The 15,832-nt window shown below is 47.2% G+C and carries 16 protein-coding genes and 1 pseudogene; 12 read left to right on the top strand and 5 right to left on the bottom strand.

Going from position 1 to position 15,832, the window contains the following annotated elements; genetic code table 11:
* Nucleotides 1-2 precede the first annotated feature (2 nt).
* From rpmG to M2134_RS06750, 11 genes are all read left to right on the top strand, one after another.
* Complete coding sequence (gene rpmG, locus M2134_RS06800) at nucleotides 3-191, top strand: 50S ribosomal protein L33 (RefSeq protein ID WP_280750533.1); 189 nt, start codon at nucleotides 3-5, stop codon at nucleotides 189-191.
* Nucleotides 192-205: 14 nt separating this feature from the next.
* Complete coding sequence (locus M2134_RS06795; RefSeq protein WP_277465946.1) at nucleotides 206-358, top strand: DUF4295 domain-containing protein; 153 nt, start codon at nucleotides 206-208, stop codon at nucleotides 356-358.
* A 217-nt stretch (nucleotides 359-575) separates the two neighbouring features.
* Nucleotides 576-1,700, top strand: a complete 1,125-nt coding sequence (dnaN, locus tag M2134_RS06790; RefSeq protein WP_280750532.1) for a DNA polymerase III subunit beta — start codon at nucleotides 576-578, stop codon at nucleotides 1,698-1,700.
* Between the two features lie 10 nt (nucleotides 1,701-1,710).
* Nucleotides 1,711-2,481 (top strand): 3'-5' exonuclease, encoded by a 771-nt coding sequence (locus M2134_RS06785; RefSeq protein WP_280750531.1) that lies wholly within the window; start codon nucleotides 1,711-1,713, stop codon nucleotides 2,479-2,481.
* Nucleotides 2,482-2,483: 2 nt separating this feature from the next.
* Entirely contained in the window at nucleotides 2,484-3,635 is a 1,152-nt protein-coding gene (locus tag M2134_RS06780) for an iron-containing alcohol dehydrogenase (protein ID WP_280750530.1), read from the top strand.
* A gap of 84 nt (nucleotides 3,636-3,719) precedes the next feature.
* Nucleotides 3,720-4,931 carry a bifunctional phosphopantothenoylcysteine decarboxylase/phosphopantothenate--cysteine ligase CoaBC gene (coaBC, locus tag M2134_RS06775; RefSeq protein WP_280750529.1) on the top strand — a complete coding sequence of 404 codons (1,212 nt, stop codon included), beginning with the start codon at nucleotides 3,720-3,722 and terminating at the stop codon, nucleotides 4,929-4,931.
* Nucleotides 4,928-5,824, top strand: a complete 897-nt coding sequence (locus tag M2134_RS06770; protein WP_280750528.1) for a DUF4835 family protein — start codon at nucleotides 4,928-4,930, stop codon at nucleotides 5,822-5,824. The genes coaBC and M2134_RS06770 overlap by 4 nt, the downstream gene beginning before the upstream one ends.
* Nucleotides 5,825-5,829: 5 nt before the next feature.
* Entirely contained in the window at nucleotides 5,830-7,491 is a 1,662-nt protein-coding gene (gene recN / locus M2134_RS06765; protein ID WP_280750527.1) for a DNA repair protein RecN, read from the top strand.
* Between the two features lie 104 nt (nucleotides 7,492-7,595).
* Nucleotides 7,596-8,183: a hypothetical protein gene (locus tag M2134_RS06760; RefSeq protein ID WP_280750526.1), complete on the top strand. Its 588-nt coding sequence runs from the start codon at nucleotides 7,596-7,598 to the stop codon at nucleotides 8,181-8,183.
* 80 nt (nucleotides 8,184-8,263) lie between these two features.
* Entirely contained in the window at nucleotides 8,264-9,001 is a 738-nt protein-coding gene (rlmB, locus tag M2134_RS06755; protein WP_280750525.1) for a 23S rRNA (guanosine(2251)-2'-O)-methyltransferase RlmB, read from the top strand.
* 12 nt (nucleotides 9,002-9,013) lie between these two features.
* The gene (locus M2134_RS06750; protein ID WP_280750524.1) at nucleotides 9,014-9,391 is read left to right on the top strand and encodes a RidA family protein; all 378 of its coding nucleotides are present in this window, start codon (nucleotides 9,014-9,016) and stop codon (nucleotides 9,389-9,391) included.
* 9 nt (nucleotides 9,392-9,400) lie between these two features.
* Here M2134_RS06750 and M2134_RS06745 read toward each other — a convergent pair whose 3' ends face one another.
* Both M2134_RS06745 and M2134_RS06740 read right to left on the bottom strand, forming a co-directional pair.
* A complete protein-coding gene (locus M2134_RS06745) occupies nucleotides 9,401-11,218 on the bottom strand; it encodes a YgiQ family radical SAM protein (RefSeq protein ID WP_280750523.1) in 1,818 nt (605 codons plus the stop codon).
* 48 nt (nucleotides 11,219-11,266) lie between these two features.
* Entirely contained in the window at nucleotides 11,267-12,145 is an 879-nt protein-coding gene (locus tag M2134_RS06740) for a neutral zinc metallopeptidase (RefSeq protein WP_280750522.1), read from the bottom strand.
* Nucleotides 12,146-12,210: 65 nt separating this feature from the next.
* On the opposite strand from M2134_RS06740, the pseudogene M2134_RS06735 reads away from it, so the two are divergent.
* Nucleotides 12,211-12,558 (top strand): annotated as a pseudogene (locus M2134_RS06735) (CatB-related O-acetyltransferase); the annotation flags it as partial.
* Between the two features lie 83 nt (nucleotides 12,559-12,641).
* On the opposite strand, the gene M2134_RS06730 reads toward M2134_RS06735, so the two are convergent.
* The 3 genes from M2134_RS06730 to M2134_RS06720 form a co-directional block, all read right to left on the bottom strand.
* Entirely contained in the window at nucleotides 12,642-13,589 is a 948-nt protein-coding gene (locus M2134_RS06730) for an AraC family transcriptional regulator (protein ID WP_280750521.1), read from the bottom strand.
* 197 nt (nucleotides 13,590-13,786) lie between these two features.
* Complete coding sequence (locus M2134_RS06725) at nucleotides 13,787-14,956, bottom strand: MFS transporter (RefSeq protein ID WP_280750520.1); 1,170 nt, start codon at nucleotides 14,954-14,956, stop codon at nucleotides 13,787-13,789.
* Between the two features lie 78 nt (nucleotides 14,957-15,034).
* Nucleotides 15,035-15,679, bottom strand: coding sequence for a DUF1349 domain-containing protein (locus tag M2134_RS06720; protein WP_280750519.1), 645 nt, complete (start codon nucleotides 15,677-15,679; stop codon nucleotides 15,035-15,037).
* Between the last annotated feature and the right edge of the window lie 153 nt (nucleotides 15,680-15,832).

Raw genomic sequence — 15,832 nt, 5'->3', positions numbered from 1 at the left:
AAATGGCAAAAAAAGCAAAAGGCAATAGAGTACAAGTGATTCTGGAATGTACCGAACACAAAGAAAGCGGTATGCCGGGTACTTCAAGATACATCACAACAAAGAATCGGAAAAACACAACAGCTCGTATGGAGTTGAAGAAATACAATCCGATCTTGAAGAGAATGACATTACACAAAGAAATTAAATAATAGGAGATTAAACAATGGCAAAGAAAGCAGTTGCAACTTTTAAGAAAGGTGACGGCCGTACCTATTCCAAGGTAATCAAAATGGTTAAGTCTCCGAAAACAGGCGCTTATATCTTCCAGGAAGAAATGGTTCCTAACGAAGCTGTAAAAGATTATTACGCGAAATAAGTCGCGGGTAAAAAAGGATATCTGAAAACTTCTTTTCCACGGGATGTGGGGAAGAAGTTTTTTTTGTGTCCTGATCTTTCTGTTTTTATAAGAGGTAGCGGTCGTATGAATAGAATTATTTATTACTTTTGCTCCACTTAGCCGGAAGAGGATTGTGGGTCAACCCGTTGCTCTTTTGATGTTTAATGAATATGTATAACAGAAAAAATATAGAACCATGAGATTTGATGTATCCAGCACAGCGCTATTGTCCCGTTTACAGTCTATTAGTAAGGTGATCGCCTCCAAGAATTCACTTCCGATTCTGGATAGTTTTCTTTTTGATTTGAAAGGTGATATGCTGACAATAACCGCCTCTGATGCGGAAACCCGTATGGTTACTTCGGTGGAAGTGATGAATGTACAGGGCGAAGGCCTGTTTGCCATTACGGCGAAAAACCTGTTGGAGCCATTGAAGGAACTGCCGGAACAACCGCTTACTTTCGATATTAGTGAGGCCAACATGGAGGTATTGATTCATTTTCAGAATGGTAAGTATAGCTTTATCGGTCAGAAAGGGGATACCTATCCGCAGCAAAAACCGTTGAAAGAGAACGCGATCTCGCTGACTATCGACAGCCAGAAGCTGTTGAGCGGTATCAGTCGCTCCCTGTTTGCTACGGCCGACGACGAACTGCGTCCGGTGATGAATGGTGTCTATTTTGATATACATACGGAAGACCTGACGTTTGTGGCTTCCGACGGGCATAAACTGGTGCGCCTGCGTAACCTGGCTATTCAATCGCCGGAGCGGGCATCGTTTATCCTTCCCAAAAAACCGGCCAACCTCCTGAAGGGTGTGCTGGGAAAAGAAAAAGAAGAGGTGAAGATCACCTTCGATGAGAACAATGCCTATATCATCTGCCAGTCGTTTGAGATGGTATGTCGCCTGATCGAAGGACGTTATCCGAACTATAACAGCGTGATTCCTCAGGAGAACCCCTATAAGGTGAATATCGACCGTCTCTCTTTCCTCAACGCCTTGAAGCGTGTATCTGTATTCTCCAATCCGGCAAGTAGTCTGGTGAAACTGCAATTGACAGCCAGTCGGATGATTGTTTCGGCGCAGGATATCGACTATTCTACTTCGGCGGAAGAGACGATTGTTTGTCAGTTTGACGGATCAGACCTGAGCATCGGTTTCAAATCGACCTATCTGATTGAGATTCTTAGTAATATTAACTCGGATGAGGTGGTGCTGGAGCTGGCGGATCCTTCCCGTGCCGGAGTCATCGTGCCATCAGAAAATGAAGAAAACGAAGATCTTCTGATGCTGCTTATGCCGATGATGTTGAATGATTAACAACTGATAAATGCAATTAAACCTTAGAAACCCGTTGGTCTTCTTCGATCTGGAGACCACGGGTATTAATATTGTGAAAGATCGTATTGTCGAGATTTCCTATGTGAAAGTCTTCCCCAACGGCAAAGAGGAGGGTAAGACCTATCGGATAAATCCCGGCATGCCTATCCCGCCGGAGTCAACCGTTTTCCACGGTATCACGGATGAGGATGTAAAAGACTGCCCGACCTTTAAAGAAATTGCTCGGAAACTGGCCTCCGAGATAGAGGGATGCGACCTGGCAGGATTCAACTCCAATCGTTTTGATATTCCTTTGCTGGCGGAAGAGTTTCTGCGGGCGGAGGTGGATATAGACTTCCGCAAGCGCAAGTTTATTGATGTGCAGACGATTTTCCACAAAATGGAACAACGCACCCTGTCGGCGGCCTATAAATTCTATTGCGATAAAGAGTTGGAGAATGCGCATACGGCTGAAGCCGACACGAAGGCAACCTATGAAGTATTGAAAGCTCAGCTCGATCGTTATCCGGAATTGGAGAATGATATGGCTTTTCTGGCAAAATTCTCCAGCCATAACAACAATGTCGACTTCGCAGGACGCGTGGTCTATGATGATAATGGGGTAGAGGTAATCAACTTCGGGAAATACAAAGGACGTCCGGTGGCCGAAGTGCTGGAGACAGACTCAGGCTATTATGGTTGGATCTTGGGAGGCGATTTCCCTTTAGACACCAAAAAAGTATTCACTGAAATAAAACTGCGCGGTTTTAATTCCAAATAACCATGAATAATTTTGATTTTTGTAATCCGGTAAGGGTAGTCTTCGGAAAAGGAGTGATTGCCCGCTTATCGACACTTATTCCTGTGTCCGAACGTGTGTTGTTTTTATATGGTGGCGGAAGCATCCGTAAAAACGGGGTGTACGACCAGGTCGTAAACGCTTTGCAAGGCCACCAAGTAGTTGAGTTTGGCGGTATCGAAGCCAATCCGCATTACGAAACCTGTATGCGGGCCGTAGAGTTGGTACGTAAAGAAAAACTGACCTTTATCCTGGCTGTTGGTGGTGGTTCCGTGGTGGATGCCGCTAAGTTTATAGCCGCATCGACCTGTTTTGATGGCGACCCCTGGACGATTCTCTCTGAAGGGAAATCGATCGAACAACCTTTGCCTATCGGGGCGGTGATTACCCTGGCGGCGACCGGTTCGGAGATGAATGATCGGGCGGTGATCACCCGCGTATCGAGTGGTGAGAAGCTGAATTTTGCCAGCCCGAAAGTCTACCCGCAGTTTGCTGTTTTAGATCCCGAAGTGACCTATTCTTTGCCGCTTCGGCAGGTGGCCAATGGGGTGGTAGATTCGTTTATTCATGTGATAGAGCAATACCTTACCTACCCGGTGAATGCCAAAGTACAGGATGCCTTCTCGGAAGTGTTGATGAAGGTGATCGTGGAAGAGGGGCGAAAAGTATTGAAAGATCCTAATAACTATGATATACGTGCCAATCTGATGTGGGCGGCAACCAACGCGTTGAACGGATGGATCGGGCAGGGTGTGCCGCAGGACTGGTCGTCGCACCGCATTGGTTATGCCATGACAGCACAGTTTGGCCTGGATCATGCCCAAACCCTGGCGGTGATTCTGCCGGGTGTGATGACCTATATGCAGAAAGAAAAAGCGGAGAAGATCATGCGCCTGGGCGAGATCGTCTTTGGCATCACGGAAGGAGACCCCGAGGAACGCGTAGAAAAAACAATCGAAGCCTGCGAATCCTTCTTCCGGGAAATGGGCATTCAAACACGCCTTTCCGATTATGGCATCCGCGAATCCGACCTGGACAACCTGGTCAGCCAGGTAAAACAAATGAACTGGCACTTAGGCGAACACGCCAATATCGACGATAAGGTAGCCCGGGAGATTTTGATGCTGCGGGTGTGAAAACTATAAATCTCCGCTTATCCATTGTCCATTATCCATTATCCATTAGAAATCGTATCTTTGAAGTGTCAAAAAATGAGTGTTATGCTGCAAGGTAAACATATTATATTGGGTGTGACCGGGAGTATCGCGGCCTATAAGGCGGCGACGATTATCCGGGGATTAGTGAAGAAAGGTGCGGAAGTGCAAGTGGTTATTACGCCGGCTGGCAAGGAGTTTATTACGCCTTTGACGCTGTCGACCTTGAGTCGTAATCCGGTGATCAGTGAGTTCTTCTCGAACCGCGACGGCACGTGGAACAGCCATGTGGATCTGGGACTCTGGGCCGATGCGATGCTGATTGCGCCGGCTACAGCCGCTACGATCGGTAAGATGGCAAACGGTATAGCCGATAATATGCTGATCACAACCTATCTCTCCTGTAAAGCGCCTGTCTTTGTTGCTCCGGCGATGGACTTGGATATGTATGCCCATCCCGCTACACAGCAGAATATCGAACGCTTGCGCTCTTTCGGCAACCGGATCATTGAACCGGGCGAAGGTGAATTGGCCAGCCAATTGATCGGTAAGGGGCGGATGGAGGAACCGGAGGTTATTATCGACTACCTGGAAGCCTTTTTTGCCGCTCAGGCAGATCTGTCAAAAAAAAAAGTGCTGATAACAGCCGGTCCGACATATGAAAAGATCGATCCCGTACGTTTTATAGGTAACTACTCTTCCGGCAAGATGGGTTTTGCTCTGGCAGAAGCTTGTGCCTCGCGGGGAGCAGAGGTTATTTTGGTGGCAGGGCCGGTTTCTTTGAAGACTTATCATCCGGGCATTCGGCGAATCGATGTCGAATCGGCTGAGGAGATGTACCGTGAGGCTGTCAACTATTTCCCAGATTCGGATGCTGCTCTTTTGTGTGCTGCTGTGGCCGATTATCGCCCTGAGCAGCGTGAAGAGGAAAAGATAAAGCGGGAGAAGCGCGAAGGCATGGAATTGCGTCTGGTGGCGAATAAAGATATTGCTGCTACGTTAGGCGAAATGAAGCGAGCCGATCAGGTGTTGGCTGGTTTTGCCCTCGAAACAAAAGATGGTATTCCCAATGCACAGGGCAAACTGAAGCGCAAAAACCTTGATTTCATCGTTCTGAATTCGATGGAAGATGCAGGTGCTGGCTTTGGTGTAGATACCAATAAGGTGACGATATTGGATAAAGAGGGAGGCATCACTGAGTATCCTTTGAAGAGCAAACAGGAGGTGGCTCAAGATATTGTCGATCGACTAATAATAGGCTTAAAAGAGAATACATGAATAAGATTATAGGAATTCTTCTGGCGTGCTTTGTCTCCGCAGGGGTGCAGGCGCAGGAATTGAATGCCCGTATCATGATCAACAGCGATAAGATCCAGGGCACCAATAAGCAGGTGTTTACCACGTTGCAGAACGCGCTGACGGAGTTTGTCAATAATAAGAAGTGGACAGACGCGACTTTTACGGTGAACGAGCGGATCGATTGTACGATGACTATCATTGTGAATGAACAGGCCGATAATAGTTTCAAAAGCGAATTGCAGATACAGGCGCGTCGTCCGGCCTATAACTCCAGCTATACGACAACGATTCTGAACATTAGCGACCGTGCTTTCGACTTTGAATACACGGAGTATGAACCCCTGGAATATGCCGAGAATATGCTCTCAAGCAATCTGACTGCTACCATGGTGTTTTATATCTACCTGATTTTAGGGCTTGACTTCGACAGTTTCTCTCCCCAGGGAGGAAGTCCTTTTCTGCAGCAGGCACAACAGGTCGTAAGCCTGGCGCAGGCGCAGATGTCGTGGAGCGGTTGGAAAGCCTTTGAAAGCGACCAGAACAGACACGCGATTATCACCGCCCTGACCGACAATACTTCGGAGGCTTTCCGCGAGATGTGGTACACCTACCATCGCCGGGGGCTCGATGAAATGGCGGCCAATGCCGATCGCGGGCGAGCTAATATCATTGCGGCATTGCCTGCCCTGCAACAGGTAAAAAGCGCCCGGCCTACATCCGTGATCCTACAGATGTTTGTCAATGCGAAATTAGACGAGGTCGTTGCTATCTATTCAAAAGCAACCAGCCAAGAGAAACAAGAGGGCTACAAAATGCTTTCCGAGCTCTTCCCGGCAGATCAAATGCGTTTAGAACCACTTACACAGCCATAAAAGAGATGTTATCATCGTTATATATTCAGAACTACGTATTGATAGAGAAGCTGGATATCCGCTTCCATGAAGGATTATCGGTTATTACGGGGGAGACCGGCGCGGGGAAGTCGATTATGCTCGGCGCTTTGGGATTGGTGTTGGGGCAACGTGCCGATGGGAAAAGCATCCGTCATGGCGCGGATAAGTGCGTGATTGAGGCTCATTTCGATATATCATCCTATCAATTACAGGCGTTTTTTGAAGAGAACGACCTGGAGTATGATCCGGTCACCTCTATTTTTCGTCGTGAATTGTATGCGTCGGGTAAGTCGCGCGCCTTTATAAACGATTCGCCTGTCTCGCTTCCTGTGATGAAAGAGCTGGGATCCCGGTTGATCGATATACACTCGCAGCATCAGAATCTATTGTTGGGAGATAATCGCTTTCAACTGCGCGTGATCGATATGCTGGCGAAAAACAATGATTATCTCGATACCTATAAAAAAGCCTATGCTGCCTATCAGGCGTTGTTGAAAGAGTTGAAGCAACTGAAAGAGACAGCTGAGCAAAATAAAAAAGAGGAAGACTTTCTTCGTTTTCAATGGGAGCAGCTGGCGGAAGCCAACCTGCAGGAAGAGGAACAGGAGGAGTTGGAGCGGGAGCAGGAGATGCTTTCCCATGCTGAAGAGATCAAATCATCCCTTTTCCAAGTCCATGAATTATTAAATGGCGAGGAGCGGGGAGGCGTGATGCTTTTGAAAGAGGCACTTTCGGTTGCGCGTGCCATGATTCCCTATTACGCTCCTGCGGAAGAGATCGTTGAACGGCTGGAAACGGCCTATATCGATTTGAACGATCTGGCATCGGAAGCAGATAAACAAAAGGAGGGTATCGAATTCAATCCTGATCGCCTCGATTGGGTGAACGATCGCCTGAATATGCTTTATTCTCTACAACAGAAACATCGTGTGTCGACTGTTGCTGAATTGCTTGCCTTGAAGAACGATTTTGAAGGACAACTCAAAGAGATCGCCTCGTATGATGAACAGATCGATGCGCTGGAGAAGCAAAAGAAATCTTCCTATAAGCAGCTGTTGAAACAGGCTGAAGCGCTTCATACACGCCGTCTGGCCGCCTCAAAACAGTTTGCCGAAGAATTGACTGCGCAGATTGCCCTTTTGGGTATTCCCCATGCCCGTTTTCAGGTGGGTATAGAGAAAAAAAACGAACCGGGAGCAGACGGCATGGATGATGTCGCCTTCTTTTTCTCCGCGCATCGGGCAGGCGAATTGATGCCGGTGGCACAAACGGCTTCCGGTGGGGAGATTTCCCGCCTGATGCTCTGCATAAAGGCCATGATGGCTGGGTATACGGCGCTGCCGGCTATTATCTTCGATGAGGTGGATACCGGAGTTTCCGGCGATATAGCCGATAAAATGGGGGAAATTATGCTGCAACTGGCTAAGAATATGCAGGTGATTGCCATTACCCATTTGCCGCAGATTGCTTCGAAAGGGCGCACGCATTACCTGGTTTACAAAGAAGATACGGCGGAACAGACCAACACCTACATCAAGCCGTTAACCGACGAAGAGCGTGTCCGCGATATTGCCCGTATGCTGAGTGGGGCAACTTTGACGGAGGCCTCGATGACCAATGCGCGCGAATTATTACAAAATTCCTAAAAGAAGTTATAAAACGCCCTCTCGTTCGTCTTCTATTAAACGGATTGCTCTTCATGCAGTCTTAGAAGTAACAAACAGAGTAGTAACAATTAAAAATTAAAGCCATGAAACGATTAAGTATAATAGCCTTATTGCTGCTTCTATGTAGTTTGCCCGGTTACAGTCAGTTTTGGATTGAGTTTGGATGGCACGACGCGCAATGCCGCCAGTGTGTATCGATGTCACAATCGCTTCGCTTAAATCCCAAGCAGGCTCGCGATTATCAGAAAATAGTTCACAAATACGGCCAGAAAATAGAGAAAGAGGCACGTCGCGATTATAAACATTGGGACAAAGCAGCCCGCAGAATTTATGACCTGCGTATGGATCGCGACCGCAAAATACAACGTATGCTCAATCCGCAACAGTTCAGTATGTACGTACACGCGGTGCAGGCTCGTCCGCAACGCATTCACGATTACAATGGCTGGTATGAAAACCCGCGTTATGCCGGTTATCGTCACTCACCGGATTGGAGAAGACTGGAAAACCAATACTGGAACTACCATTGGAACTTGAAACCGGCACCGCATTACGATAACCGTCCGCCACAGCCTAAAAAAGGACAGGCACCCCATCCGAACAACCGGCGAAACGATCACCGGGATGACCGCCGGGACGATCGTTACAACAACCGTCCGGGACGCCGCTAATAAAAACACTCCATTCTTTCGGTAACGCCCTCAAAAAGTTGTACTTTTGCATGCAAAGAACAATTAAGTAAAGCGATCGCATGAAAGAAAACGACGTGGTTTTTGGCATCCGTGCCGTGATTGAGGCCATACAAGCAGACAAAGAAATCGATAAAATATTGGTAAAAAGGGAACTTCAGGGAGAACTCTCCCGTGAACTGTTCGCCCTTTTGAAAGAAAAAAATATAGCCGTTCAGCGGGTTCCCGTTGAGCGGCTTGATCGTATTACCCGGAAGAATCATCAGGGGGTAATCGCTTTTATCTCGTCAATCACCTATCATCGCCTGGAAGATATCATCCCCTTTGTGTATGAGCAGGGCAAGAACCCTTTCATTGTCCTGTTGGATGGTGTGACCGATGTCCGCAATTTCGGGGCTATTGCCCGCACCTGCGAATGTGCTGGGGTCGATGCGATCGTGATTCCTGCCAAAGGAAGCGTGACAGTCAATGCCGATGCAATGAAAACATCAGCTGGTGCTCTGCATGTACTCCCGGTTTGCAAGGAGAAGAATATCAACCAGTCGATCCGTTTCCTGCAGGAAAGTGGCGTGAAAGTGTTTGCCGCTACCGAGAAGGCTTCCCATGTCTATACCGCAGTTTCTTATGATGGCCCGGTAGCCATCGTGATGGGTGCCGAAGACAAAGGCGTATCGATGGAAAACCTGCGCATATGCGATGAAATGGTGAAAATACCACAATATGGCACCATTGGTTCGCTCAATGTCTCGGTTGCCTCCTCTATTTTGATTTATGAAGTGATTCGTCAACGAAACATATAAAACTTAAACATCATGAAAAAAGTAATTTCAACAAACAACGCACCCGCGGCTATCGGGCCTTATAGCCAGGCTATTCAAACAGGCAATATGTTATTCTCTTCCGGCCAGCTTGGTATGGATCCGGCTACCGGTAATTTTGTAGAAGGCGGCGTGAAAGAGCAGGCTATCCAGGTATTTAAGAATATCCAGGCTATTCTGGATGAGGCGGGTTATACCACTGACGATATTGTGAAAACAACCGTATTCCTGGCGGATATGGCCGATTTTGCGGTGGTAAATGAGGTGTATGCCGCCCAGTTCACGGGCACCTTCCCGGCACGTTCGGCTGTGGCTGTGAAGACGCTGCCGAAGAATGGTTTGGTGGAGATCGAATTTATCGCGGCGAAGTAATTCCTTTGTTTAGCGTTTCCCGAACAGTTTAGTGATCAAATCCTTCCGTCCGATCTTTTGTAATGCCTGCATGATCTGGCGGCGGAATTCCGGCTTATACCAGAAAAAGAACTGCCGTTGGCGTAGTTTCTCTTCTTTGGTATGAGCCGTATATATTTTCTCCAGCGTGTAGGGGTGGTATCCCGTATAATAGATCTCCGTTGCCAAGGTCATGGGAGTGGGGGTGAAGTCCTGCACCTGCTCCAGTTGAAAATGAAGCCCTTTGGTGATGGCGGCCAATTCCGCCATATCGGCCTCGCTGCATCCCGGATGGCTGGAGATGAAGTAGGGGATCAATTGCTGGTTCAGTCCCTGTTCCTGATTAATGCGATCGAATATTTTTTTGAACTGATGGAATTGCGCGAAAGGCGGTTTGCGCATCATCTGCAATACATTGGTTTGTGTATGCTCCGGTGCAACCTTCAAGCGTCCCGAAACATGACGTGCAATCAACTCTTCGGTATAGGCGCGTGCTGACCGGTTCAACTTCTCCTCTGCGTAACGGTGCAACAAAAGATCATAGCGCACGCCGCTTCCGATAAATGATTTTTTTATCTCCGGCAGATTGTCTACCGCTTGGTATATCTCCAACATCGGAGTGTGGTCGGCGTTTAGATTCTTGCAGACTACCGGGAAGATGCAGGAAGGTTTCCGGCACTGTCGGCAGATCTCCTGATTGATGCCTTTCATCCGGTACATATTGGCTGACGGACCGCCCAGATCACTTAAGTAACCCTTGAAATCGGGCATTTTGGTGATCGCTTTCACCTCCTTCAGGATCGACTCCTTGCTGCGCGACGCGATAAACTTCCCCTGATGGGCAGAGATCGTACAGAAGGCACAGCCTCCGAAGCAACCCCGGTGCATATTAACGGAGAATTTGATCATCTCAAACGCCGGAATCTCTTTCCCTTTGTATTTGGGGTGAGGCAGGCGGGTATAGGGCAAGTCGAACGAGGCGTCAATCTCCTTTTCCGTCATAGGCGGGAAGGGCGGATTCACTACCAGGGTTTGTTTGCCTACCTTTTGTAATAGCCGTTTGGCTTCCCACTTATTGGATTCCTCTTCGATATATCGGAAGTTTTTTGCCTGTTTCAGTTTGTCTTTCAGGCATTCTTCGTGCGAAAAAAGTTCGATATCGTCCGGTGAAATGGCTGTTTTATCTGCGAGGTAGACCGTTTGCCGGATGTCTTTGATCGAAGCAAAGGGCTCGCCTTTTTTTAGTTGTGCGACCAGGGCTTTGAGGGGCAGTTCCCCCATGCCGTAGATCAAGAGATCGGCACCGCTTTCTATCAGTATGCCAGGTTTCAGGCGATCCTGCCAGTAGTCATAATGCGTCAGGCGGCGAAGCGAAGCCTCGATGCCTCCCAACACAACGGGAACATCCGGAAACAACTCTTTCAGGATACGGGTGTAGACAATTGAAGGGTAGTCAGGACGCATACCAGCACGACGATCAGGAGTGTAAGCATCGTCACTGCGCAGTCGTTTGTTGGCGGTGTAATGGTTGATCATCGAATCCATAGCTCCGGGCGAAATGCCAAAGAAAAGACGCGGTACACCCAGTTTTTTGAAGTCACGGTGGTCACCCCGCCAGTCGGGTTGCGGCACAATGGCCACCCGCAGTCCTTCCGCTTCCAATATACGCCCGATCACCGCCGCGCCAAACGACGGATGATCCACATAAGCATCGCCCGAGAAAAGGATCACATCGACCCAATCCCAGCCTCTTGCCTCCATCTCTTTCTTCGTGGTCGGAAGCCATGCCTGCGGTGATAAATGATTCATGATGCAAAGGTAGTGCTTTTTTAGGAAAGGGCTGTTTATAATAAGGGGTTAGTAGCCAGCAAATGAATTGCCTTGACTCAGGTCGCCTGTGCGATAGCCTTTGTAAAACCAGTCGTGGCGTTGTTTGGAGGTGCCGTGGGTAAATGAATCGGGCACGCTATGGCCTTGTGCCTGTTCCTGCAATCGGTCATCGCCGATGGCATTCGCTGCATTCAATGCCTCTTCAATATCATCCGCCTCTAAACTGCCAAACATCCGTTCGGTGTGGTGTGCCCAGTAGCCGGCGTAAAAGTCAGCTTGTAATTCTAAGGCAACCGATATCTTATTCGCATTCTTCTGACTCGTGTTAGCCATTTGCTGATGAGCCTGGTCAAGGGTGCCTAATAGTTTTTGCACATGGTGTCCTACTTCATGGGCGATCACATAAGCATAAGCAAAGTCGCCTCCTGCCCGAAGCTGGTTTTCCATTTGCTGGAAGAACGAGAGGTCGATATATACCTTTTCATCGAGTGAACAATAAAAGGGACCGGTTGAACTTTGCGCGCTGCCACATGCAGAGGTGGTATATCCCGTGAAAAGCACAAGAGTTGGTTTGCGGTAGGTACGTCCCATTTGTTTGAAAGCAGCTTCCCATACCTCTTCCGTATCGGCTAATACAACAGACACAAATTCTGCCATCTCATCTTCTTCAGCAGTAGGGGTATAGGTTTGCGAATAGTTCGAGGTATTTGATTGTCCGACTCCACCGATCATTTCCAATACCTGGAGTGGATTACCGCCCATCAACCAAATAACACCCGCCACAACCAATAGCCCGATCCCGCCTTTTAGACTAAATCCTTTGATACTGCCGCTGCTAAATGATTTACCACCCTGCGAACGACGGTCGTCCACATTCTCACTACCTCTTCTACCTTTCCATTTCATATGTTATTCCTTTTGGAAATATAACAGACAAGTGTAGCAGATAGTTCGCCAATTCACTACTATACTTTCCTTTGTTTTATGAGGAGTGGGGATCGGAGAAGGCAAATGTGACGGATGCTTGGGATAATAAAGGCGATATCGTTATTGGTAATGATGTCTGGGTCGGCTATGAGGCGGTGATTATGGCCGGGGTTCATATCGGCGACGGGGCTATTATCGGGACGCGGGCGGTGGTTACGAAAGATGTTCCGCCTTATACCATCGTAGGGGGAGTGCCGGCCAGGGAGATACGGAAGCGCTTTGACGAAGCAACTATCTCCAAGTTACTAAAACTTCAGTGGTGGGATTGGCCGGTAGATAAGATCCAGGAGGTGATACCTTATATTATGGATGGGGACATTGGGGCGTTATAAAGGGAGAAAGGAGAAAGGAACAAGGAGAAAGGAAATTCCTTGTTCCTTTGTTCCTTTCTCCCTTCTCCTTTCTCCTTTCTCCTTCATAAGGGTTTCACCGGGATGCAGATGTCGACGATATGCTTCTGCTCGGGATGCGTTGTGTAGTCGTTGTGATAGAGTTCGTAGGTACAGCCGTCGCCTTGTTGATAGCCGCTTTCTACAAACCAGTTGCACATGGAGTTCCATGCTTTCTCAAAGTCGGCAAAGCCCAGTTCAAAGTGTCCGACAGCATACTTCCCGCCGGGAATGGTGAGTTTGCCGATTTCGCCGTCTACTTTCACATCTTCTTCGATAATGATACAGGCGCTTTGGCGTACTTTCTCCAGTTCGGTTACTGAAGGGTCATCGTGGGTTACGGATGCGGACTTCGATACATTTGGGGTGTACAACCCACGGGGATACGCCCATTTGAATAGCTTTTCGTAGGCCTGCCCGATCTGATTGAACGCTCCGATGTGGCGCACATACACTGCCTTCATTTCAGGCATTTCCTTTACTTCAATGTTTGCTTTCATAAAATAAAATTGATTTGATTCGACGATACAAAGGTCGGCGTTCTCGCCTGTATCGCTTTTCAAATTCTTGCGGAGCATTTGTCCATTCTTGCTAAACAGCTTTCCGTTTTGCGAATAGACGGGTTTATCGGCTTTGCTGAACTGACTGGGCGTCATGCCGAAATGTTTTTTGAAAGTCCGGCTGAATAACGAGACGCTTCCAAAACCACAACCGTAGGCAATTTCAGTGATGGTTTCAGGAACAGCTTCGCGGAGTTTCCAGGCGGCTTTCTCCACCCGCAGGCGTTGGATATAGTCGATGGGCGTTTCACCAATCAGGAAAGAGAAAATCCGGTGAAAATGAAATGGGGAGAAGTTGGCAACGTCGGCGATGCTTTTTAACTCCAACGGCTTGTCGAGGTGTTGGTCGATATAATCCATCACCCGGTTGATACGTGCACGGTATTCTATGCGGCTATTTTCTTGTATATTCATAATCGACAAAGGTAGTCGGAAGGGGGGAGATGGTGTGTTCTATTCTTGCTAAGTTTGTTTAGGAGATAGAAACAAGGAGATAGGATTTTTACTTTTTTAATTGCCTAAAGGCGGGAGATCTATTTACTCTGATATAATGAGGATCTGAAAGTAGTATGTATTGTAGCTCATATAGTCAGTTTTTTGTTTATATCTGCTTATAGTCTAATCTGCTTCGTTTTTAATACTATAGACGAGACAACCGCAACAATTAAAGCAAAAACAGCAATTCCCCCAAATGATATATGTAAACCATATTGTTTTCCTACAAATCCAATTATTACAGGGCCGAGGAGTATACCCGAATATCCGAGAGCATTGATGAAGCTAATAATGTTATGTGTAGCCATCCCTTTAATATGTGCTGTGAAAGAGACGAACTGAGGGACGACATTGGCAGCACCGAAACCGACCATCGCAAAGCCAGCGACAGCAGCAATAGTGCTATCAATTAGTACTACAATCATGAAACCAACAGAAATAAGTAATGCTCCTCCAGCTACAACAACTCTTTGTCCTAAGCGATCGACTATTTTGTCACCGCAGAGTCTCATAATTGTCATTGCTACAGCAAAAGCTGTGTAGAAGAATCCGGCAATAGAGATGTTAATGCCACGCTCTTGACTGACAAATATTGCCGACCAACCCATTACAGCTCCTTCCGCAGCATACATGATAAAGCATAGCAATCCAACCACGACAACCATAGGGGGAATATATAGTTTGCTTTTCCTTGGCTTCTCAATAGGCGTGGCAGGCATAAGACTTTCTTTCGACAATAAATCCCGGCATCCGAACGCCAGCGCAAGCAATGTAAACACCATACAAATGACTACGGCCCATTTAGGTATGAGCCCCAAAGTAAACAGTACGCTCATAGCTCCAGCGCCAATCAGTGTGCCCAACGAGTAGCCGCCATGAAAACCAGACATAAGATGCCGCCCCGTCTTGCGCTCAATGGCAATACCATTCATATTTGCCGCAACATCAATGGTAATAGTACAACTTCCGAAAACCATAAGCATCACGCCTGTCAGCCACATATTTATAAGCAGGCTTATTGTTAACAATGCGAAAGCCATCAGCAACCCCGACACATAAACCACCTTCTTTGCGCCAAAACGATTTACAAGAAAGCCAGAAAGCGGAAGTGCGCAGATAGAGCCAAACCCACTACACAGCATAAGCAATCCAAGAGTACCCTCATCCATTGCAAAAGCACTCTTGACGTATGGAACGAGCGGTGCCCACGCAGCCTCGAGCACTCCTATTACCATAAAGGCAACACGATTAGCGACAAGCAAATGTTTATGTTGGTTATGAAGCATGTTTATCTTAAATTAATTGAAAAAGATATATTGTGACTGGGCATTATGACACAGCCTCACTTTTCTTTGGCTCTCTGTTTACTTGTTTGCGGTCTGTTTGAATCCTGTATCTTCCGCTGGCCATGACTGCCATTTGCATTCGCCGACTTCCATTGCTGAGAATTGTGCGGTGAATGAATGATCAACCGGGCTCGCCGCATATATTCCGAATGAAATTTCTCCATCACCCTTGTCTAAATGGAATGTGCGCATTTGGTGGAAAGTGATGCCATTAGGACTTGTCTCTATATAATAGTCGCTTCCTCGGCGGCTTAGACGATACCACATTTCCTTTATGGAAGAGGGGATGTCGTGTGTAGCCCAATCGGAATATCCATTGTTTGTTACAACACTTCCCAACCTCTGGTATTCTTCATTCTCGTATTCAATTGATGCCTTCATCCAGTTATCACTGTCAAGATAGATTGCGATTCCGCATTGGTCAAACAGCGCAGAACTGTTGAATGATGTCTTTACGGTAAAAGAAAATAACTTGTTAGCGGTTTTCATTTGCAGCACCGGAGCATTATCATTGCTGAATCCATAGTATGTACGCTGCCACAGGTCGGTATGGGGCTCTGAAACGATTGTAATCAAAGAATCCGTGATTGTATGTTGTTTCGGTTCACGAGTCCAAAACAAGTTTTCCGCCACAAATGGCTTTAAGGTTGTGTCTTTTTTCATATTCGAGTCGTTTGTTGTTGTCGTTTGTTGTTGCTGTCCATTCCGGCATGAAAACAGGGTGCATACAAGCAGTGACAACACTATGATAATTTGATTCTTATTCATTTGTTGAGATGTTAAATCTGTTTATAACGCCTGATTATAGTGTAAGGT

It is taken from the genome of Parabacteroides sp. PM6-13 (assembly GCF_029892605.1).
Taxonomy (GTDB): domain Bacteria; phylum Bacteroidota; class Bacteroidia; order Bacteroidales; family Tannerellaceae; genus QVMG01.
Note: the sequence above shows the minus strand (reverse complement) of the source record. Positions and strands in the feature narration are given on the sequence as shown.